Source organism: uncultured Tenacibaculum sp. (assembly GCF_947499065.1).
Lineage (GTDB): Bacteria > Bacteroidota > Bacteroidia > Flavobacteriales > Flavobacteriaceae > Polaribacter.
Window position 1 is genome coordinate 357,701 of sequence record NZ_CANMMT010000004.1, and the last position, 23,662, is coordinate 381,362.

Here is a 23,662-nt window from a genome sequence, read left to right on the forward strand (position 1 = left end):
AAAATGAAATCTGTTTTAATCGTAGTTTTTACTTTATCTACTTTATTAAGTTTTTCACAAAAAAACTCAAATGAGAATGAAATAAAAGTTCTTGCTAGACCCCAAAGTGGTAATAAAATATTATTACGCTGGGGACCAACTACACCTATGGCATTTAGAAAATTGAGTAAGTATGGTTATAAATTAAAACGATATACTATTAGTATAAGTGGGCAAACATTAACAAAGCCAATTGAAAAAGATTTAGGTGTTTTTAAACCAGCTGAACCAAATGAATGGTTAAAAGTTATAGAGAAAAATAATAATGCAGCTATTATGGCACAATCGTTATTTGGAGATAATTTTGATGTTCAAGGAGTGGGGACATTACAAGGAATAATAAATATGTCTCAAGAACAAGAACAGCGTTTTACATGGGGTTTATATGTAGCTGATCAGGATTTTAATGTTGCAAAATTAGCTGGTTTAGGTTTTGAAGATTTGAATGTAAAACCCACAGAAAAATATGTTTATAAAGTATTTTCTTTAGTACCTACAAATGAAATGAATATAAAAAGTGGTGGGGTTTTTATAGGGTTACAAGATTATACTAAACTACCAAAACCATTAGATTTAGCAGCAATTTTTACTGATAATAAAGTAATGTTGAATTGGAATTATGCGATTTATAAACAAGAGTATAATAGTTATTTTATAGAGAGGTCAGAAGATGGAAAGATATTTAATAGAGTTAATAAACTACCTTATACGACATTAAATAGTGGAGGTAGAGTTGATACCAAAAGAATATATTATGTAGACTCAATAGCTAATAATAAAACTTATTATTATAGAGTAAAAGGAAGAACACCATTTGGAGAATTAAGTCCACCTTCAGAAATAATTTCAGGAAAAGGAATAAAAGTATTGGCCTATGTACCTAAAATAAGTACAAAAGAAATAATAAATGATAATAAAAGTGTAATACTTGAGTGGGAATTTCTAAAAGAAGGAAATGATTTTATTCAAAGTTTTGAATTGAATAAGAGTAATAAAGCCGATGGAAATTATAAAACAGTTATAAGAAATATACCAATCAATAAAAGAAAAATAAGATATGATAAATTAGATCCTACTAATTATTTTACTATTACAGCTATTGGTAAAGAAGGAAATAGTAGAACATCGTATCCTGTATTAGTTCAGCCAGTTGATTCAATACCTCCAGTAAAACCAATAGGTCTGGAAGGTAAGGTAGATAGTTTAGGAGTAGTTACTTTAAAATGGAAGCCAAACCTAGAGCCAGATATGCTAGGTTATAGAGTTTTTAGAGGTAACAATAAAGATGAGGAATATAGTCAACTTACAGTAAATCCTCATTTAGGAACAAAATTTTATGATAGCGTTTCAGTTAAGAGTTTGAATAATAAAGTGTATTATAAAATTGTTGCTGTAGACAAAAGGTATAATATGTCTAAATATTCAGATGTATTAACACTAAAAAAGCCAGATTTTATACCTCCAGCTCCACCTTTAATTACGTTTTATGAAGTAGTAAAAGATAAAGTACATCTAACTTGGGCAAATAGTCAAAGTGATGATGTGGCTAAACATGAAGTATATAGAAAAGTTAGAGATAGTATTAAATGGAATTTAATAGCAACGTTACCAAAAGATTCTCTTAAGGTAGAGTATACAGATTGGAAGGATACAAATGTAGAAGGAGCAGTGAATTATCAGTACTTAATCAAAGCAGTAGATGAAAGCAAGTTAAAATCACTAAATACTAAACCATTAACAATTGAAGTTCCAAGGTTTGAGTTGCTTAATGGTGTTAAAAGTATAGGGAGTTATGTCGATAAAAAAAATGCTTTTATAGAGTTGTTTTGGAAGGTTGTAAATGAAAAGTCTATAGTTGAATTAATGATTTATAAAGCTGCCAAAGGAAAGAAAATGTCTTTATTGCGAAATGTGTTACCAGCAATAAATAGAATAGTAGATGAAGATGTAAAGCCAAATAATATATATACATATATAATACGTCCAGTATTTATTGATGGTAGTTTAGGTCAAATTAAAAGAATTGAAGTAAAATACTAGATATTGCCTATGAAAATAAAAATACTTTGTATACTTTTTTTGTTAACATCTATTTCAATCTTTTCACAATCTGAATTGTACGTTTTAACTAAGTTTCCTGTAAACAATACCCCAAGTAGTAAGTATGGAAATAACGATTGTAGAATAGGAGATTATGGATATAGCTATACTTTGAGTCATCCAAAAGGAAAATATTCTATAACAAACAATAATGCTAATTTGATAGTTGATTATGGTGAAGGTTATAATGATGATCCTTATGATAATTGTAGTGGGCCTTGTGGGCAATTTCAGGAAGCTTGTATAGGAAAAGAAGTAAATAGAGTATTAAATTTTTTTGATACAGAATTGATTACATATACAGGACCAGACCCTATAGTATGTGGAGCAGAAAGTTGTTTACCTTTAAGTTATAAAGCTGTTTTATTACCAAAAATAATTGCACCTTTAGATAGAAGGTGTGAAGAACAGGATATTTTTCCTCAACATTCAGATGGAAAAAACCATAATGTATCAGGTTTAGTTTGGGAGTATAGAAATAAATCTAATTTATGGGAGTCATTACCTAAATTCAAAGATAGATATCCTTTAAATGTTAGTTTACTAGATGTTTTTGGCGCTAATTGGAGAAATAACTTTAGTGGAAATTTACAATTACGTTTTAGATTCACAGCACCTTTCACTAATGATAAAATTTATTCTGTAAGTAGATATACAATTCAATTAACAGAATGTTCACCTAAATTAGTAAATAACCCGCCAGTTACAGAAAAAACAACTTGTAGTTATTCAGAAGATGGAACTTTTACATTAACTGTAAATCGAAATTTAGTAGCAACAGAAAAACTAATTGCGACACTTTACTATGAATATACACCTAATAACTATAATATAGCTCCAAATGGTCAAGAAGAAACTTTGGTTTTAATGCCTAATTCTAATGGAACTTATAGCTATAGATGGAAAGGTAATTTACCTCCAGGTAATTATAAGCTTAAATACCAAACACTTAAAGGAGGAGGTCAAATACCTCACACAGATCCAAGTTGGGCAAGTGTGACTGAGTCTAATATTTTTACAGTTTTACCTGCCGAAAAGGTGAATTTTAAAGCAAAAAAACTAAATGATGAAAATTGTTTTACGTCTGGAGATGGAAAAATTAAATTAGAAATAATAAGTGGTGAAACAACCAAGTATAAGTACATAATTTATCAAGTTAATGGAGCTTCTGTAACACTTTATAGGAATTGGACAGAGTTTACAGGACCAATGGTAATTATTGAAGGGTTAGAGAAAAAGAAATATAGAATTAAGGTACAAGATAGCAAAGATTGTTTTGCAAGATAAAATAGTAATCAAATGAAAAGAATAGTTTATCTAATATTTTTTATTCACGCATTGGGGTATGCTCAACAGTATAATTATCAGTTGAAAATTAAAAATTTTGATTATTGGATGAAGGCTAAAAGTGGGCAATGTGGGACAGCCAAACATATAGCTATTTGGGTTAATTATGAAGATAATACATCAGATAGACTGTATTTTACTAATCATACCAGAATAATAAAAGAAGCAGAATTATTTAATAGGTTTTTAATAAAAAAACCTAAAAGTATTCGCTTTACTTCTTTTATACACGAACAAGATGGGATAGGAACATGTAATGGATATACAGCGTCTGTAGATAAAACTAGCAGTGTTTTAAGTTATACAAACGGTATTGCTACAGGAAATATGGCTGCTTATGATAATGGTGGAGGACAAGCTATTATTGATGTTAAATTTGATATTGAGGTATTGACAGTTAAAAAAGATTATAATTATAAAATCGAGTATAATATCGATTTGCATAATAAATCTTTGAATCGTATAAAGTTTGATGCGTATAATGCAAATTTTGATTTAACATTAAAAACTGGAGTAGAAAGTAAAATGATTTATAAAGATGATGTATTTGATGCATATGAATCAGACCCATTATCTATAAAAAATAAAAAATACGATAGTATAGTTAGATTTAAAGATCCTTTAAACAAAATTAGCGGGCGTGTTGATATGATGTTTAAAACAAATTCTCTTTTAAAGTGTGTAGATCAAAATGACGGAGGGTTAAATAGATTTAGTACAATTTATTCTACAGAGAATGTTAAGATAAATGAAAACTCTGGTTGTTTATTGCATAAATACTTATTTAACTCTTGTAGTACTGTTAAAATAAATTATTTGAATTTTTATCGTATTTATAGTGATTTACGTCAAATAAATAATAATAAAACAAATTTTGGTTCTGGTAGTCCTGAATTAAAAGTATGTGAACCCTTTAGGGTTTATGTTAATGATTGTAATGAAACTTCAAGTTATGAGGTTTTATATTCAGTAGATGGTTTGAATTTTAAAACTTTATTACCATACGCAAGAAGAGAAAGTTATTTTGATTTAGATTATTCAAAATTAACAGGAGCTTCACTTAATAAAAATGTAAAAATCAGAATTAAATATTATAAAAACGCTGATTGTTCGAAGGCTCCTTATTTATGTTCAAAGGCAACAACATTTACAGTTTTTCCATGTGCTCCAAAATTAGCAAATGAACCTGAACCGATAAAAACTACTTGTAATTATAGTATTGATGGTACTTTTAAAATAAATTTTGATAGACAGTTAATTAATGAAAGAATGTTTTTATCTGTGTATTTTAAAGATTTTTCAGACAATAAATTTAAATTTTATAAGCAAGAAAAAGTTGAAACTCTAACAGATAATTCAAACGGGACTTATAGTTACACATGGAAAGGTTTAAATAATGGGTTTTTAGATCCTAATGAAGTATATAAAGTTAAATATCAAACATTAAAAGATCTTAATCAAGAATTACCTAGTGGAGATATTACTTGGACTACAGCTGAAGAGTCTCAACCATTTTCAGTTTTAAGAGCAACAAAAGTAAATTTTAAAGCAACAAAACTAAATGATGAAAATTGTTTTGAGTCTGGTGATGGGAAAATACAATTAAATATTACAAGTGGAGAAACAACCAAATATAAGTACATTATTTATCAAGTAAACGGAACTTCTGTAACACTTTATAGAAATTGGACAGAATTTACAGGGCCAAGTATAATTATAAATGGTTTAGAGAAAAAGAAATATAGAATCAAAGTACAGGATAGTAAAAATTGTTATGCGAGATAATATTTTCATAAAGAATATAACTGTTATGAGTAAAGAAATAAAATTACTATTATTTAATTTATTAATAATAACGAGTGTATCAGGTGTATACTCTCAAACTGCTGACCCTAGTGATAATAATAATATTTATTATGAAATAGATATAAATGGGCCTAAAGAAAAATTAAATTTAGGTTTATCAGTTAAAGAGTTAGAGTTCCATAATTCAAACCAAGGAGAGTTAACTATAGTGCCTAGTGGAGGTTGGGCAGATTATACTTATATAATAAAGAAAAATAATGTTTTAATAACCCCAACTCCAGGAGGAGGTATTATAACAGAAAGTGAAGGACAAAAAACCATAACAGGTTTGAGTTCAGGTGTGTATGAGGTAGAATTAAGGGATGATAAGTATTCTTCAGGGTTATCTTGTAATAAAGTAGTCAAACAAATAGAGTTAAAAAATCCAAAACTATTAGAAATTAACGCATCTGTAAATTTAGGAATACCCTGTAATGGAGGAGATGGTTCTATAAAGGTAATTGTAAAAGGAGGTGTAGCACCTGCTTCTGGTAATTATACAATAAAGTTATATAAAAATAGTGGTACTACACCAGTTAAAACAGCGTATTTAGCGCATTCAAAAGATACTTATAAGCAAATTATTTTTTATAATTTAAAAAATGGTACTTATAAAGTTACAGTTAATGATAAATACATCCAGAAATTTACTACTCAAAATTTATCTCAACCAAGTGTTTTAGATTTACCTTCAAGTAATATTGTAACAACAAAAGTTACATGTTTTGGAGATAGTAATGGAACAATAAAAGTAACTCCTACAGGAGGAACATCTCCATATAAAGTGTTTTTAAATGGAGTTGAAGTACCTGGGGCATTTACAGGAACTAAGATTATTAATGGTAAAAAAGCAGCAAATAATTATACAATTTTAATTGAAGATGGTAATAAATGTAGAACTACATTAAAAACAGGAATTACGATTGGAGGACCATCTAAAGAATTATCTATAAGTCAAATAGATCAAGGGAATACAACTTCGACAGGAGCCTCAGATGGTTTTGTGGAATATAGGATTAATGGAGGAACGAGTGGATATACATATACATTTAAAGGAACAAGTTTAACAGGTGTAAATTTATCTGGAAGTATTGTTTCAGATGGAGGAACAGTTAAGTTTGAGGGATTAAAAAAAGATAATTATATATTTAAAATTGTAGACAAAACAACTGTTTGTACTAAAAGTAAAGCAGTAGCTATAACAGATCCAGATGTTTTAGAAATTAATTTGACAAAAACGGATGTAAAATGTTTTGGAGAATCTACAGGGACAATTACAGCAGCTGTTAAAGGAGGTGCAAGTAATGTTTATAAATATAAATGGTATAAAACTACCGCTTCAGGAAGTATTATTTCAACATTATCAGATACGGGAAGCTCTATAACAAAAGGAGTAGGTTATTATAAAGTAGAAGTAAAAGTTATTTATAATAGTAAAACGGTAGAAACAAAAACATCTAATGTTGCTGTAATAGATCAACCGTCGGAAAATTTATCTATTGTTAAAATAATTAAAAATGTTTCCTGTAAAGGGGGTAATGATGGAGAAATAAATTTAACAAATGTAAGAGGAGGAACACCTCCATATTTATACTTATGGTCAAATAATGCTAAGACAAAAAATATTAGTGGTTTGTCAAAAGGTAATTATAAAGTTGTTGTTACAGATAAGAACGGATGTACTTTAGAAGAAACATATACTGTTGGAGAACCAATAAATGAACTTACGATTACATTAGATAACTCTCAAGATCCATTATCATTTAATGGAACTGATGGGAGAATAAATGTTTCAGTAACAGGTGGTAATGGGACTTATACTTATAAATGGACAAATAAATTAGGAGTAAATGTAGGAACATCTCAAGACCTTTCTGGCGTAGGTGCAGGTAAATATACATTAGTAGTAACTGATGCAAAAGGTTGTACAGATACATTAGTTGAAGTACCATTAAATCAGCCAGATAAATTGGTTCCAACAATTAATATACCATCAGATGGAGTTTTATTTTGTAATGGAGATAATGATGGTAAGTTAGAAGTATCTGTAGTAGGAGGATTAAAACCATATAAATATCATTGGTATGAGATTTTATCAAATGGTTCAAAATCATTTCTTTCTGGGAAAACAAATTCATCAGTACAAGGTTTAAGTGCAGGTAAATATGGAATTCAAATAACAGATAGAAATGGAGCCGGAATAAAAGCGTTTGATGAAATAACTTTAAATGAACCTAATAAAGTAGTATTAGGAACACCAACAATTACTAATGTAAAATGTAAAGGTCAATCAACAGGAGCTATAGAAATTAATGCTGTTGGAGGTGCAAATAATTATACTTATAAGTGGTTTAAAGAAGGAAGTAGTGTAGTATTTTCAACTTTAAAGAAAATAGAGAATCAAAAGGCAGGAAAATATAAAGTATTAGTACAGGATATTAATAATTGTCCAAGTACACCATTGGAAGCTACAATTACGATAACAGAGCCATTGGCAGAGTTATCAATTTCAGGATCAAGTACAACAGATGCCAGTGGATTTGGTTTATTAAACGGAAGTGTAAATGTAACAGTATCAGGAGGTACATCACCTTATACCTATTCTTTAAAAGAAAAGAGTACAGGTATAGAAAAAGGAACTTCAAATAATGTAACAGGTTTAGCTGGTTCTGTATCAGGAATTGTTTATGAAATGACAATAACAGATTCACAAGGCTGTAAATTAATCAAAGAATATACTATATATCAACCAGAGAAACTGGAATTATCTTTATCCTTAAATTCAGAGATTCGATGTAATGGAGAAGATGGCTCAATAAGTTCAACAGTAACAGGAGGATTTTTAACAGCAGGTTCATCATACGATTACAAGTGGTATAATAAGTTAAACCTAACTAAGGTAATAGGAACAGGAGTAGGATTAACAGCTAAAGCAGGCGATTACAGATTAATAGTAGAAGATTCCAAAGGGAATACAGCATTTCAAGATTATAAATTAAAGGAGAATGCAGAAGTAGTATTAAGTTATACAAAGACAGATGTAAATTGTTATGGAGGTAATGATGGAAGCATTGATTTAACAGTTGTAGGAGGAACAGGAGTTTATACATATATATGGAGTAATGGAAAAAAGACTCAAGATTTATCGAGCATTACTAAAGGAGTTTATAAGGTAGTTGTATCAGATGAGAATGGATGTACAAAAGAAGTTACAGTAACGATATCAGAACCAACTGCAGGATTATCAATTTCAGGGTCAAATACAACAGATGCGAGTGGATTTGGTTTATTAAACGGAAGTGTAAATGTAACAGTATCAGGAGGAACACCACCTTATACCTACTCTTTAAAAGAAAAGAGTACAGGTGTAGAAAAAGGAACTTCAAATAATGTAACAGGTTTGGCAGGTTCTGTATCAGGAATTGTTTATGAAATGACAATAACAGATTCACAAGGCTGTAAATTAATAAAAGAATATACTATATATCAACCAGAGAAACTGGAATTATCTTTATCATTAAATTCAGAGATTCGATGTAATGGAGAAGATGGCTCAATAAGTTCAACAGTAACAGGAGGATTTTTAACAGCGGGTTCATCATATGATTACAAGTGGTATAATAAGTTAAACTTAACTAAGGTAATAGGAACAGGAGTAGGATTAACAACTAAAGCAGGAGATTACAGATTAATAGTAGAAGATTCCAAAGGGAATACAGCATTTCAAGATTATAAATTAAAGGAGAATGCAGAAGTAGTATTAAGTTATACAAAGACAGATGTAAATTGTTATGGAGGTAATGATGGAAGCATTGATTTAACAGTTGTAGGAGGAACAGGAGTTTATACATATATATGGAGTAATGGAAAAAAGACTCAAGATTTATCGAACATTACTAAAGGAGTTTATAAGGTAGTTGTCTCAGATGAAAATGGATGTAGAAAAGAAGAAACAATTACAATAACAGAGCCTGATGAATATAAAATTGTTACAGATGTTTTTAGAAGACCAACAGGTGCAGGTTTATCAGACGGAGAAATTACAGTTTCTGTTATAGGAGGAACAAAACCATATACTTTTAAATGGGAAAACGATAAAGGTAATATTATAAGTACTACAAATAGTATTTTAAATATTCCAGCGGGTATATATAAATTACAGGTATTAGATAAAAAAGGATGTGAGTTAAATCAGGTTTTTAATTTAGGAGAACCAGAAAAATTATTAATATCAATAAAAGAGACTTCGAGTATCCAGTGTCATGGAGATTTATCAGGAGTTTTAGAGTTAGAAACTACTGGAGGAGTTGGAGGAAATACTTACACATGGTATAATGCAACAACAAATGCAGTAATTGGTAATACGGTAAGTATCTCAAATTTAGGAGCAGAATCTTATTATGTAAAGGTTGTAGATGCAAACGGAATAGATGCAACAAGTACTGTATATAATCTTACAGAACCAACCTTGTTAACTGCAACAAGTAGTTTTAAAAATTTATCGTGTTTTGAGAGTAAAGATGGAAGTATAGAATTATCCGTTAAAGGAGGAACAGGTGGATATTTTTATAGAATAAAAAAAGGAACTAATGCTTATGGAACATGGAATTCATTCGCTTCAACAGTTTCAATAGAGAATTTATCGAGCGATAGTTATCAAGTTCAAATAAAAGATTCAAATGATTGTTATTTAACAGAATCAGGAGGAATCAAAGTTTTAGACTTTAACATAACACAGCCACTATTATTAGAAGTAAAAGAAACAATAACAGATGTTAGCGGTTTTGGATTATCGAATGGTAAAATAGCGTTAAATGTAAGTGGAGGAACTAAGCCATACGTTTATTCATGGACAGATGTATCTGGTACAATCGTATCATTGACAAAAGATTTATTAAATGTTAAAGCAGGTACATATACATTAGCTTTAAGAGATAAAAATAACTGTGAGGTAAATGTATCATATAAAGTAAATGAACCAGAAAAATTATTAATATCAATAAAAGAGACTTCGAGTATCCAGTGTCATGGAGATTTATCAGGAGTTTTAGAGTTAGAAACTACTGGAGGAGTTGGAGGAAATACTTACACATGGTATAATGCAACAACAAATGCAGTAATTGGTAATACGGTAAGTATCTCAAATTTAGGAGCAGAATCTTATTATGTAAAGGTTGTAGATGCAAACGGAATAGATGCAACAAGTACTGTATATAATCTTACAGAACCAACCTTGTTAACTGCAACAAGTAGTTTTAAAAATTTATCGTGTTTTGAGAGTAAAGATGGAAGTATAGAATTATCCGTTAAAGGAGGAACAGGTGGATATTTTTATAGAATAAAAAAAGGAACTAATGCTTATGGAACATGGAATTCATTCGCTTCAACAGTTTCAATAGAGAATTTATCGAGCGATAGTTATCAAGTTCAAATAAAAGATTCAAATGATTGTTATTTAACAGAATCAGGAGGAATCAAAGTTTTAGACTTTAACATAACACAGCCACTATTATTAGAAGTAAAAGAAACAATAACAGATGTTAGCGGTTTTGGATTATCGAATGGTAAAATAGCGTTAAATGTAAGTGGAGGAACTAAGCCATACGTTTATTCATGGACAGATGTATCTGGTACAATCGTATCATTGACAAAAGATTTATTAAATGTTAAAGCAGGTACATATACATTAGCTTTAAGAGATAAAAATAACTGTGAGGTAAATGTATCATATAAAGTAAACGAACCAGATAAGTTATTAGTAAACTTAAAGCAAGACAACATTGTCTTTTGTAATGGAGATAAAGGAGCTTCAATAAAATCTATAGTTGCAGGAGGAATAAAGCCTTATAATTATTTTTGGTACGATAGTAATAATACTTTACTATCCAACGGAATTTCATTAGATAATATAGGAATAGGAAGTTATTATCTACAAGTAACAGATAGTAAAGGAAATAAAACAAAGAGTGCAAATATTGTTGTTTCTCAACCAGATGTGTTAGAAGTTACAATAGATGGTACACCAGGTAGTTGTGGAACTGATAATGATTGGTTAATAACAGCAAATGTCACAGGAGGTACTAAACCATACAGTTATTTTTGGAGTACTGGTGCAAAAACTAAAGAGTTAAAAAATATGTCTTTAGGAAGTTATTTTGTAGTTATAACCGATGCTAATGGATGTAAAACAAATAAAAATATTGTATTAAAAAATCCATCACCATTAAAAGTAACATCAAAAGTAACAAATGTAACTTGCTATAATACATGTACAGGAAAAGTAGAGTTAGAAGTAGAAGGAGGTTTGGCTCCATACAACATAGTTTGGAATACAGGAGATACAGGAAAATTAATAACTAATGCATGTCATGGAACATATACAGCTACAATTACAGATAAAAAAGGTTGTACAATTGTAAAGAGTATTATAGTAAAGAATGTAGAGGAATTTGTTTTTGATATAGTACCAGATGAAGTTACTTTATGTTCTGGAGAAACAATAGAATATGATGTTACTATGGATGGAGTATCGAAATATACTTGGACTTCAGACAATGGTTTTACAAGTAATAAGAGTATAGTAACTTTATCAGAAGGAGGTAAATATACATTAACAGTAACAACAAAAGAAGGATGTTTAGTTTCTAGGAATATAGAAATTTTTAAATCTGATGTGAAAATTGATGCTCAATTAATTTTAACATCTCAAGCTTTTGTAAATGAGGATATTGTAATAATTAATGTGTCAAATCCAATAAGCTCTAATACTGAATGGAAAATACCTTCGAATGTAACAATAGTTCAAAAAACAATAGAAGGACTAGTATTACGTTTCCCAGCTCCTGGAAATTATGATTTATCATTAATTGCAACAGAAGGTAATTGTAAAAAAATAGCAACAAAAACAGTAAATGTTTTAAAAGCAAGAGATTTATCTGATGTTGGAGATTCAAAAAATCCATTTATAAAAGAATTTGAAGTGTACTCGAATCCAAATAAGGGTAAGTTTAAAGTAGATGTCGAATTAGAAAAGGAAGCCGAAATATCATTGCGTTTATATAGTTTAAGTGCAAACACAGTAATAGTAGATAAACATTTAAAAGGTAAAAAAGAGTATACTATAGAGTATGATATGAATACATCTGTAGGGGTTTATGTATTATTATTGGAAACACCAAAAGGAAAAAGAATTAGAAAAGTAATAATTAAGTAATGAAGAGAGTAATATTTTTTATCATCGTACTTTTTAGTGTTTTAGCTTGTGTAAATGAAGTAGCTTTACCAGTTGTTACAAATTTTAGAACAGAAATAGTTAAAAACGATAAAACAGTTCCTGTTAAAGTTAAAATAATTAATACTACAGATGGAGCAGACACTTATAAATGGACTTTTAATGGAGGAATACCAGCAACTTCAGACGCAAAAAACCCAGGAGTAATTACTTATGAAAAAGAAGGAGAGTATATTTTAAAATTAGAAGCATCCAATCGAGATGGAAGTGTAGATATAAAGGAAGAAAAAATAGTAGTAAAACCAGCTGTAAATATTGATTTCAAAGTAGAAGTTTTAGAAAATAATTTTTCTCCTGTAACGGTTAAATTAATTAATACAACAACAGGAGCTACAACTTACGATTGGTTTTTTCAAGGAGGATTACCAAATACGTCAAAAAAGCAACATCCAGAGAATATAGTTTTTACTAGTGCAGGTAAGCATAAAATTATATTAAAAGTAAGTAATGGAGAGGAAGAGTATGTATTAGAAAAAGAAATAGAAGTGGCACCGCTTTTAAAAGCAAACTTTGAATATTCAGTACCTTTTGAAGACGATGATTACCAAGTACCAGTTAAAGTTTCATTTAAGAATAAAAGTGTAAGTGCTACAGCATATCAATGGACTTTTGAAGGAGCTAATATAACTCAAAGTACTAATGAGAATCCTGAAATAATATTAGAAAATCCAGGCATTTATAATTTAAAACTAAAAGCTTCAAACAGTAAGAATGAAAAAATAGTTTCAAAAACCATTACAGTGTATGAAAATACAAATTTGAGGGTTTTTAAAGATATTAAGCTAGGAATTAATACATCACACAAGAATAATAATATTGGAGCATATTTTTCAACAGTAACAAGAAAAGTATATACACAAAATGAGATTACTTCAGAAATAGGAAAAGATATAGATATTGTATTTTTTGGATTAAATGAAAGTTTCACTTTTAATAAGTTTATAAGTCCAGATAAAGCGCAAACATTAGCTTTTGAAGAGATACCAAATGCTATAGCAACGAAACTTATAAATAAACAGGAATCATGTAATTGTTCAACATCAGTATCAGTAGCAAGTTTTGATGCAATGCAAAATGATACATTTTTGAAAAATTTAAATGTAAATGAAACAGTAGAAGGTTTAAAAGAATTTGACAGTCTTACAAAGCCAAGAATCATTGTTTTTGAAACAGCAGATAAACGAAAAGGAGCTATTAAAATAAAAGAGTTTGTTAAAGACGGACTAAACTCATACATCATTGTTGACATAAAGATTCAAAAAGAAGCTAAATAAGAAGAAAAAGTTTATGAAAACTACCCCAAGCTATAAAAACATATTGCAAAAATTAGTTTTAGTGTTAAGTATTTTCTTTAACACATTAATAGTTGCACAAACATATCCAGTACAAGTAACTCCACAACTAATACCGCCGTACAGTTTAAAAATATCTGATTACGCAACTACAACTAGTGAGAAACTTTATGTAAATATATTACTTACTGATGTTAATGAAGTAGGACGTAGAGTTCGACTAAAAATGTACATTGAAGGCCAAGGTTTAGCAATTACAACGCAAGATGTAATAATTGGAGAAACACCAATTTATTTAGATGGGGGAATTAATACACGATTATCAAATTTAGATTTACAACCATATTTTCAATTAAACAATTTAGTAGGAATAACACCAGGGCAGTATAATAGTCCGTTACCAAATGGAGGTTATGACTTTTGTTTTGAAGTGTACGATTATTTTACCAATCATAAATTATCAGGAAAAAATTGTACAACGGCTTATTTATTACAAAATGATCCACCAATATTAAACTTACCATTTAATGATAATATTATAACAGCTACCAATCCGCAAAATATATTATTTACTTGGACACCACGCCATAGCAACGTAAGTAATGTACAGTATGAGTATACATTAAAAGAGCTATGGGATGTACAAAACCCGCAAGCTTCCTTTTTAGCTTCAGTACCATTTTATCAAACAACAACTCATAGTACAACATTATTAGTAGGTCCAGAGGCACCACAACTATTGTCAGGTAAAATATATGGTTGGCAGGTGCGAGCATTTGTAAGTGATGGAATAAATGAAACCTCAGTATTTAAAAATGATGGTAAGAGTGAAATATTTTGGTTTAAATATTTAGAAGACTGTAGCGCACCTACCTTTGTTATTTCACAAGCACTAACTGCAGAATCGGTGCAAGTAAATTGGCAAATTTCCGATCACTTACGTTATCGTATACAATACCGTAAAAAAGGTTTTAGCGATGACGATTGGTTTGAGGTAAATAGTTATACGAATGAAGGTAAAATATTCAATTTAGAAGCCAACACAGTTTATGAGTTTAGGGTAGGAGGAGAATGTACTCAACTTTCTGGATTTGCTTATTCAAATATTCAAGAGTTTACAACTCCAACAACAGACGAAGCAGCTTATTATAATTGTGGTTTAATGCCTCAAATAAACATAACTAATAAGGAGCCATTACCAAAGTTAGGTGTTAATGAAACGTTTACAGCTGGAGATTTTCCTGTAGTTACACGAGAAGTATCTGGAAGTAATGGAACTTTTAGTGGTTGGGGATATATTACATTACCTTTTTTAGAAAACATAAAAGAAATAGTCGATGCTGTAAATATTGTATCTGATGCTATTTTAGATGATGGTAATGATAAGAATGGATCAGAAAGCATAAACATAGGTAAGTTTACACGTATTAAAGTAGTATTTAGTGGAGTAAGTATTAATTCAAGTTATCAATTAACTGATGGAGTCGTGGTAACAGATTATGATGCGAATTGGTCAAATATTATTGATATAGACGATTTAGTAGATGATATAGCTGGAGATGATGGAGATGTATCAAATTACGACGCTTCAAATTTAGATATAAAAGATGTTGATGTTGATGATAGTGGAAATATTGTAGTTACAACAGAAGATGGAGAAACACATGTTGTAATTAGTGATAAACCAGTTACGATTACAGATAAAAATGGTGATCAATGGACTGTTAAAGAAGATGGTTCTGTAGAAGAAGGAAAAGCAGCTGATGGAGGAGTGCCAAATAAAGATAATACTTCAGGAGTAGCAAGTTCTGGTAGTGTAAAAGAAATTACTTCTAAAGATGTTCGAGTAAAGTTTATTCCATCTGGCTATTATAGTACCGATAAGTATAATGAAAATATAAAATCTAGTAAGTATAAAAAAGAGTATGAGTTTGTAAAAACACATGATAAAAAAGAATATTCTGTTTTATATAAACTAATAAGTGATATACCAGATCATGAGAATGATATTATAAAAGCTGAAGTAACTTTTGCAAATGGAAAAACACAAAAAGATGTAGTTTTTAAAACCAAACAAGGAGTAAAAGTTGAGACTACTTGGTCTAATGATAGCATAGCTACCTTAGCGTTAAAGAGAAGATTTAAGTTTGCAAAAGACGAAATATTAGCAACAGTAAAACCTAAGGATTCTACTAAAAAGTATACAGTAGCAGGTAAGTTAAATACTTGGCATGCACAGCAAAAAAATATAAACTTAACGCTGGTTTCTGTAAATGGAACCCCAATTTCAGGTGTTGGAGACAGAATTAATAAAATATATAACAAAGCTGGAATAAAGTTTAATATTAAAGAAGATAATTTAACATTAAACATAAAATCTTTAGAAGTGGGAGATAGTGATCTTCTATCTCATTATACAGAAGATGAAAAAACGATTATTAATGCTTTTAAGAAGAAAGGAACTAAAAAGGATCAGTACTATTTATTCTTCTTAGATGATGATAAGGTAGATTTAAAAGGTTTTATGCCGCTGAAGCGTCAATTTGGTTTTGTATTTAAGACAAAAGATGCAGGTCGAATAGCAGCACATGAACTTGGACATGGTATTTTTGGATTGAAACATCCATTTGATCAATACAATGCTTCAGGAGCTAAAGAAGAAAATCATTATTTAATGAATAATGGTGAAGGTATAGCATTTAGCCATATGGATTGGCAAAAGTTACATGCTCCAGGAATTCAACTATACTGGTTTCAAGGAGATGAAGCTGGGGAGTTTGCAAATAGTTATGCTTTAACTCCAAATTTTAAATTTGTTTATATAAATAATTCAAAGACTATTCATACAAGAGCTACTAGGGCAAATATGTTAATTACTGGTACTTTACCAGGGTTTAAAATTGTTAATCCGTCAACAAATAAAGTTACAAAGGAGTATACATGGAATTTTGTTAAAGAAAGGTATGTAAATGATAGAGATTCAACAGATGTTTATAGTACAACACTCCGAAATAAATTACCTCAGAAAAAATCTGTTAATTTATTTTTTAATTTAAATAAAGGATGCGGACAAAAATCATATATCAACTTATCTTATGATGAGATAAAAGATCATCAAGAAGCAATAACTTCAGGTAAAAATGGAGTAGAGCAAAAAATAATAAATATGATATCATCATATACTTCTACAAGATCAAAAGGAATAGCCTGTAGTTCAGATGTAGAAGCAAATAGTAGTGTTTGGAGAGAGATTTCTATAGATTGTACTTCTCCCGATATTTTAGACTTATTAGAAAATGATATAAAAAAGATAGGAGACCTTGTTAACGAAACAAATAATGCTAAAATAGTAGAGGTTATAAATCAGATGCATTATAAGTGTGTTTTTGAGAATGTAGATAAAGAAAAATTATCAAAATTATTTTTCAGATTAGGTTCGGATTCAACAATAAGAAATGGTCAAGAAAAAGCAATTGTAAAATTATTACGATTTATTGGAAAAGATGACGTACAAAATTTTGTAACAAAATTAAAAGAAGATATAGGTCAACAAACTTTATTTGAAAATTTAGTTAAAAGATTTGACGATTCAGTCTTTTACATTTTTGGAGATAACAATGAAACTTCTTTATTACACTTATTAGCTAATCGAATTAAGAAATTAACAGAAGACCAAGACAAATGGTATTTTATAAATACTTTAATAAAAATTAAGTATGATAAAGTAGTTAAAGAAGAAAATAAAAAAGTTTTTATTTATGAATTATTAGCTACAACAAAAGAATATCTTAATCTGAAAGATAAAATGCCAAGATTAGTTGATTTGTTTGCTAATATGCTTATAGATGATTGTAAAGGTTTATCAGATTATAAAATAGTATTTGATTTATCAATTGATAGGCTTAATAATAGAGAAGCTTTTTCAACTTTTACTCAAGGAGATAAAATAGATTTTAAAATAAAAAAATCTGGCAAACCAGATGCTTTTTGTACAGCTAAAGTAAATTCAGTGTTTAGTGATTGGTCTTGGGTTAAACCAGTAAATTTTGGAATTTCTTGTGGGCCATCAGAATTAGTAGATGTAATATATACAAATCACATTATAAACTCTAAAACTGTTAAAATAAATGATGTTTTTGTTTGGGCTAAGTATTATTGGGAGCATAAAAGTACATTAGACGATTTATTTTCTAATAATCTAGTAGAATATTTAAAAATATTTAAAGAACAACTTAACATTCATTTAAAGAATGTTAAAGTTGAAAATAGCAACTTTTGGAAAGACACAAATATTGTATGTGATAACTTAAAAGATATTTTTAATCAGATTAATATTAATGAAAATTCAACTAGTTTAAGTAAAGTAGACAGTAAAGACAGATTAAAAATTTTAAAAACATATTTTTCTTGTACTAATGATTTTAGCTCTGTAAGTTTTCAAGAAATTGATAATGCTTTATTAAAATTATTATCCAGTTTTGATGATACAGATGTATCAATTTTAAAAACAATTGAAGAAATAGGTATTGATAGTATTTTTGATAAACTTAAAGCCAAAGAAACAAGTAAAACTATAGGTAAAATTGCTGTTTGGATGGGAGGACAAATCCATAATACAGGGCATTTTAAAGATGTTGTAATAGAGTCATTAATAAATGATAAAGGAGAGTTTAAAAAAGAAAAATTATTAGGGTTAGAGTCAGATTTAGATATTTTCAAATTTGGAGAGAGTATTGATAATTTTTCTTCAACAATAAAAAATAAAAACCAATTTAAAATAAAAGATCAACTTTTAGATTATAATCAAAAAGTAGTAGTTTATGTTGCTGGTGATTTTGAATTTTTAGGGCAAAAATTTAAACAAGGTAGTGTTATTACAATGCCTATGATTCAAGCATATGCTATGAGTAATAGCAATAGAGCTATAGTTAATGATAAAATAATGTGGTTAAGTATAGATGCAGTTACAATGGTATTTGGTGTTGGAGAAGTCATGGTATTCTTTAAAGCAGGAAATATTATAAGAAAATCAATTGTAGCTTTAGATTTAGTATCAAGTGCTGCAGGAATTGCTGAAACTTTAATAAATAACAACACATTAAGTCCAGAAGGAAGATTTAAACTACAAATGATATCCATAGCTACTTCGATTCCAAGTATGTTAACTAGTATAAAAAAGGTAGACAACTTAGTTTATACTATAGATGATATATTAAGTGAAGTAAATACTATTAAAAATATTAAAGAAAAAACTACCTTATTAGAATATGTAAAGGTTATAAAGAAAAGGTTAAAACTAGATATTGAAACTAGAATTATTGAGTTAGGATATACAGTTAACGAGACTAATAAAATTGTTGAAGTTATAAAGAAAATGAAACTAAAAGAAACTTCTATAAACTCATTATTAATCGATATCAAAAGTAATTCTAAATTTAAAGATTTATTAAAAACAAAACCAAGTAAAGGAGTAGAGGCGTGGAATATTCTAAAAAAATATGGAGAAAAAATTTGTAACTAATTATGAAAATAGAAAAAATAGATACAATTCCTAATTTAAATGTTTCTACTAAAGAAAGAGTAAAGTTGAAGTTTTTAAAAGCAGAGGAACCTAACAGAGGAGAAGAAATAATATATTATTCTCTTTATGTGGATAATATAGATTATACAGAGAAAATCTTTGGACAAAATAAAATAGCTTGTTCAATTAGTAATAGTACTCATATAGAATCAGAACACAATAATAAATTTGTTTTTATCCCTTATGATAATGGTACTTTGATATCAATGGATGATTTAAAAACAATTAAGCTAAAGGTTTTTATAAAAGAAAAAGGTAGAATTACTTATGATTCTTTTAGAGGAAATTATTTTTATTCAGATAAACATGTTTTAATAAATAAGAGAAGTATTGTAATAACAAATATGAAATCTCTTGAAAGCCATAAAATAAGGCTTGATTCATCTTTTGATATTGAATGGGTAATATTTATTAACAGTCAAGTTATCCGTATAGTACAAAGGAATAATATAGAAATTATAGATTATAATATTGAGCAAGAAAAAGTAATAGCTAAAACATCTTTACCTTTTTCAAAAGGGGAGTTTAAAAGATTGTTTTACAGAAATCAAAAAGACAATATAACTTATTTAGAGGCGAGTTTTATCAAGAATAATGAATTTTCCTCAGAAATAATTAAACTAACACATTAAAAATCTGTTATGAAAAAAATACTTTTTTTATTACATATTATCTTGGCAAGTATTATTAATACTTACGCTCAAGAATGTAATGTAGTTTCTTTAGCAAATGATTTATCAGATGTAAGTCAGCTAGCTGAAACTCTTGAAACTAAGGAAAAATTTCAATCATGGTTAATATTATCAAAAGAGAAGTCTCCTTTAAGTAAAAATATTAATGAAATTGAGATTGTTGCAGAAAATTTATCGGAGGTTTCAAAACAAGGAGGATATCATAAATGGGTTGAATGGTTAGAGAAATCAGCTCCTAGTGAATCTGAACTTAAACATCTTTTAGCGGATACATTTGATAAAGATAAGAGGTTAAGTAAACATTATAGAGGACTTATATATAATTATTATAATCAAGCAAAAGGAGGTAAAACACATTTATGGAAAAAAATAGAAGATCTATTTAATGAATTTAACTTAAATGGTGGATGGCCACTGATGAATGGTGGATATAATAATAAAAATATAGCATTAAAGAAAGGAGATATTTTTGATCGTTATCAAAGTTGGTTCTCTTTAGGAGACAATGGTCTACCTATTTTTGATGGAGAATTTACAGCACCAGTTCCAACTACAGGTAAATATTCTTTTCCAGAAAGAGCATTACGAGGTGAAGAAAGTAGTTATAAACTTTATTATGAAATAGAGGTACTTAAAGATTTGCCTATAAAGGGAGAAGAATCAACTATTATTCCTTGGTTTAACCATAAAGGAGGAGGGAAACAAGTACTATTTAAATTTGATAAATCAGGTAAATACAAATCGTTAAAGGATTTGTTAGATGATGGGTACATAAAAATTACAATTAAAGACATACCAAATGGAGATCCCAAATTACAACATTGGAAAAATAAGAGTTTTGTAAAAGATGTTTTAAATGGATCTGAAGCTATTATTTCTAACTCTAATATGGTTGTTTTAGGTAAAGATTTAAACAAAACCATTGATAGACTTAAAGAGTTTGAAAAAATTAATAGTATAGGGCCTGATAATACAAAAGATGTAATTGATATTATTGTTCATGGAGCTGATAATAAAATATTAGTAGATGGTGTAGATATTAGTGAAAATATCAGTGACTTAAAAAAATGGCTTTCAGAAAAGTACCCGAATAGTAAAACGGTACGTTTACTATCATGTACAAATTTAGAAGGTGCTCAGAATTTTGCGAATTCCTTAGGGGAAGGTTATAAAGTACACGCAACTGACGGATTTATTAGAATACATAATGATGGTGCTATAACGAGTGTGCCAAGAGAAATAGGTGGCGACTCTAAATGGTATGAATTAACTGCTGGTAAAAAAGAAGAGGTCTTAAATGAAAATGCAAGACCTAGAGGGCCAGATAGTACCAATAATAATGATATTGAATATCTAAATGATTTCTTAGAGCTATCTAATAGAACTCAAGATCAAATTAATTGGGCTAAACTACAAGAATTAAATACAACATTAGCTAATAAGGTATCAGAAAAATTTAAAGATTCAGAAGAAAAAGCAAAGTTTGTAGAGGATTTACTTCATAATAGAGCAATTAATGAAAACCCAAAAATTAAAGCAGGTGATTTATTAATAAAAAAGTTAGAAGATGTTACAGAAGCTCATATGGATGCTTGGAGAGTTTTAAAAGAACAACCAAACTTGAGAAAAAGTTTCTCTAAGTTAGAAGGTTTTAGTCATGTTTTAGAAGCATTTAATAAACTAGATGAACCTTTAAAAAAAGAATTTTTAGAAGATATTATGACTCAGGATTTTATTGTTGCTAGCCAAAAAAAGAAAAATGGACCTAGTGGCTCTATAATAAATTCTAATTTACTAATTAATAATATTGAAAACTTTACTCAAATAGATAAAGGCCAAGACTTAATAGATGCTTGGAAGGAGTTGAGAAAGTATAAAGAACTTGTAAACGCAAGATTTAGTTTTAGAGATATCAAAAATATTGTAGATAAAACATTTGAAATAGAGGATGTGGTTATTAATTATGGATTAAGAGATTATAATTTAGCTGAACTATTACAGATGTTTAATTACCCAATATGTTTTAAATCTGCATCAGCAACAGGTAAAGTTGCAGCAAATACTTTTGCTCGCCTTAAGGAGAAAAAAATAGATCTTTCTTTTGGGAATAAATTTGATGACATTAATGAAGCTTATAAAGTAGAAATAAAGGGAGAATTAAAATCTATAAATGATTTTGGAAAACCGAAAGATTTTTATGATGCATTAAAAAATAATGGGTTTAACGTATTTGAATCACATCACGTACTGGTGGTTGAATTATTTAAATCTAGAGGATTTAGAAAATGGTATGAACAGATAGGGCACACGGAAATAGATATAAATGGAGAAGTATCATTATTAAATGTAATAATGCTTGAAAGGTTTAAATACGAAAAAGGAGTACATGCCTCACACAATAGATATAATAAAGCAATGAGAAGTGTTATTGATGATCAATGGAATGATTATATTAATAATGGTAGTGAAGCTCAAGCTATAATTTTTATAGGAAGTGATATAGAAAAAATTAGAAAAGGAGTAAAAAAGATGTTAGTAGAAAAAAGTGTTATTGGGACAGGTAAAGGAACTGAAAAATGGGAGAGAACTAAGGTAAATGAATTAATAACTCAACAAGATGTTTCTAATATGTTAAAATAAAAAGATATGAAGTTTTATAATTTTTCAAGTGAAGTCTTCCAATGGGACGTAATTTTAAATAGTAACCAATTTAGTGAAGTTGTTGGAGCTATTAAAAAAGAACAATTTATTCCAATCCAAGAATTACCATTAAAGTTTGAATTAATAGATTCTTATGAAGATTTATCAGAATGGGATGGAGAAACTCCTTTTATGGATATAATACGATGGTCTAGTGATTTTACATTGGGAGGAAATTGCCCAGAAAAAGGAGGAGCAGGAGTTATTATTAGCGAAAAAGTAAAAAAGATACTAGAAAAGTACCAATTACCGCCACATCGCTTTTATAATATTCATATGTATTGCGCATATAATAAAGAAACTAGAAAGGATTATTATCTTTTTCATATTGCTGGTGGTAAAGCAGGACGTGAAGATAGTGTTATGGACTATAATAAATGCACTTTTAAAGAGTTGTCGGAAGATGAAGAAGGAAATAGAATTGTAGTAAATAAATTTCCTGAAGGAACAATAAATACAAGAGAAGAATATGTAGAAGCTTGTTTAGGGCAGGGGAATATAATTACTCTAGGATCATATCCAGATCTTGAAAGACCTGGAAAAGTAATAAGAAATGATTTAAGGTTTATAAATAGAGTATTTAAGCATAATGTAGATGTTCTTTGGGGGGTATTTAATGTAATAAAAATTTCAGAAGAAATAAAGGAAGAATTGGAGAAAGAAAATATAAAAGGAGCTAGTTTTTTTGAATTACCAGAAAATATGATACGCCCATTTGAATATGAGCAGATGAAGAACAGCTAAAGTGAATAAAAACATTTTTACATCAATTTAC

Annotated in this window: 9 protein-coding genes; all 9 read left to right on the forward strand. The window is 28.8% G+C overall.

The features are described 5' to 3' along the window. Window positions 1-3: 3 nt before the first annotated feature. Genes Q0958_RS11170 through Q0958_RS11210 form a run of 9 tightly spaced genes read left to right on the forward strand, consistent with a single transcriptional unit; the run spans window position 4 to window position 23,631 of the window. The gene (locus Q0958_RS11170) at window positions 4-2,079 is read left to right on the forward strand and encodes a hypothetical protein (protein WP_299123045.1); all 2,076 of its coding nucleotides are present in this window, start codon (window positions 4-6) and stop codon (window positions 2,077-2,079) included. 9 nt (window positions 2,080-2,088) lie between these two features. Further along, on the forward strand, window positions 2,089-3,426 hold the full coding sequence (locus Q0958_RS11175; protein ID WP_299123047.1) for a hypothetical protein: 1,338 nt from the start codon (window positions 2,089-2,091) through the stop codon (window positions 3,424-3,426). Window positions 3,427-3,438: 12 nt separating this feature from the next. Further along, the gene (locus tag Q0958_RS11180; protein ID WP_299123049.1) at window positions 3,439-5,271 is read left to right on the forward strand and encodes a hypothetical protein; all 1,833 of its coding nucleotides are present in this window, start codon (window positions 3,439-3,441) and stop codon (window positions 5,269-5,271) included. 25 nt (window positions 5,272-5,296) lie between these two features. Continuing rightward, window positions 5,297-12,544, forward strand: a complete 7,248-nt coding sequence (locus tag Q0958_RS11185) for a T9SS type A sorting domain-containing protein (RefSeq protein ID WP_299123051.1) — start codon at window positions 5,297-5,299, stop codon at window positions 12,542-12,544. Then, window positions 12,544-13,896, forward strand: a complete 1,353-nt coding sequence (locus Q0958_RS11190) for a PKD domain-containing protein (RefSeq protein ID WP_299123053.1) — start codon at window positions 12,544-12,546, stop codon at window positions 13,894-13,896. The genes Q0958_RS11185 and Q0958_RS11190 overlap by 1 nt, the downstream gene beginning before the upstream one ends. Window positions 13,897-13,909: 13 nt before the next feature. After that, window positions 13,910-19,435 (forward strand): fibronectin type III domain-containing protein, encoded by a 5,526-nt coding sequence (locus tag Q0958_RS11195; protein WP_299123056.1) that lies wholly within the window; start codon window positions 13,910-13,912, stop codon window positions 19,433-19,435. A 2-nt stretch (window positions 19,436-19,437) separates the two neighbouring features. Continuing rightward, entirely contained in the window at window positions 19,438-20,127 is a 690-nt protein-coding gene (locus Q0958_RS11200; RefSeq protein ID WP_299123059.1) for a hypothetical protein, read from the forward strand. Between the two features lie 9 nt (window positions 20,128-20,136). Beyond that, the gene (locus Q0958_RS11205) at window positions 20,137-22,827 is read left to right on the forward strand and encodes a TNT domain-containing protein (RefSeq protein ID WP_299123061.1); all 2,691 of its coding nucleotides are present in this window, start codon (window positions 20,137-20,139) and stop codon (window positions 22,825-22,827) included. Window positions 22,828-22,833: 6 nt separating this feature from the next. Further along, complete coding sequence (locus Q0958_RS11210) at window positions 22,834-23,631, forward strand: hypothetical protein (protein WP_299123063.1); 798 nt, start codon at window positions 22,834-22,836, stop codon at window positions 23,629-23,631. The last annotated feature ends 31 nt before the right edge of the window (window positions 23,632-23,662 follow it).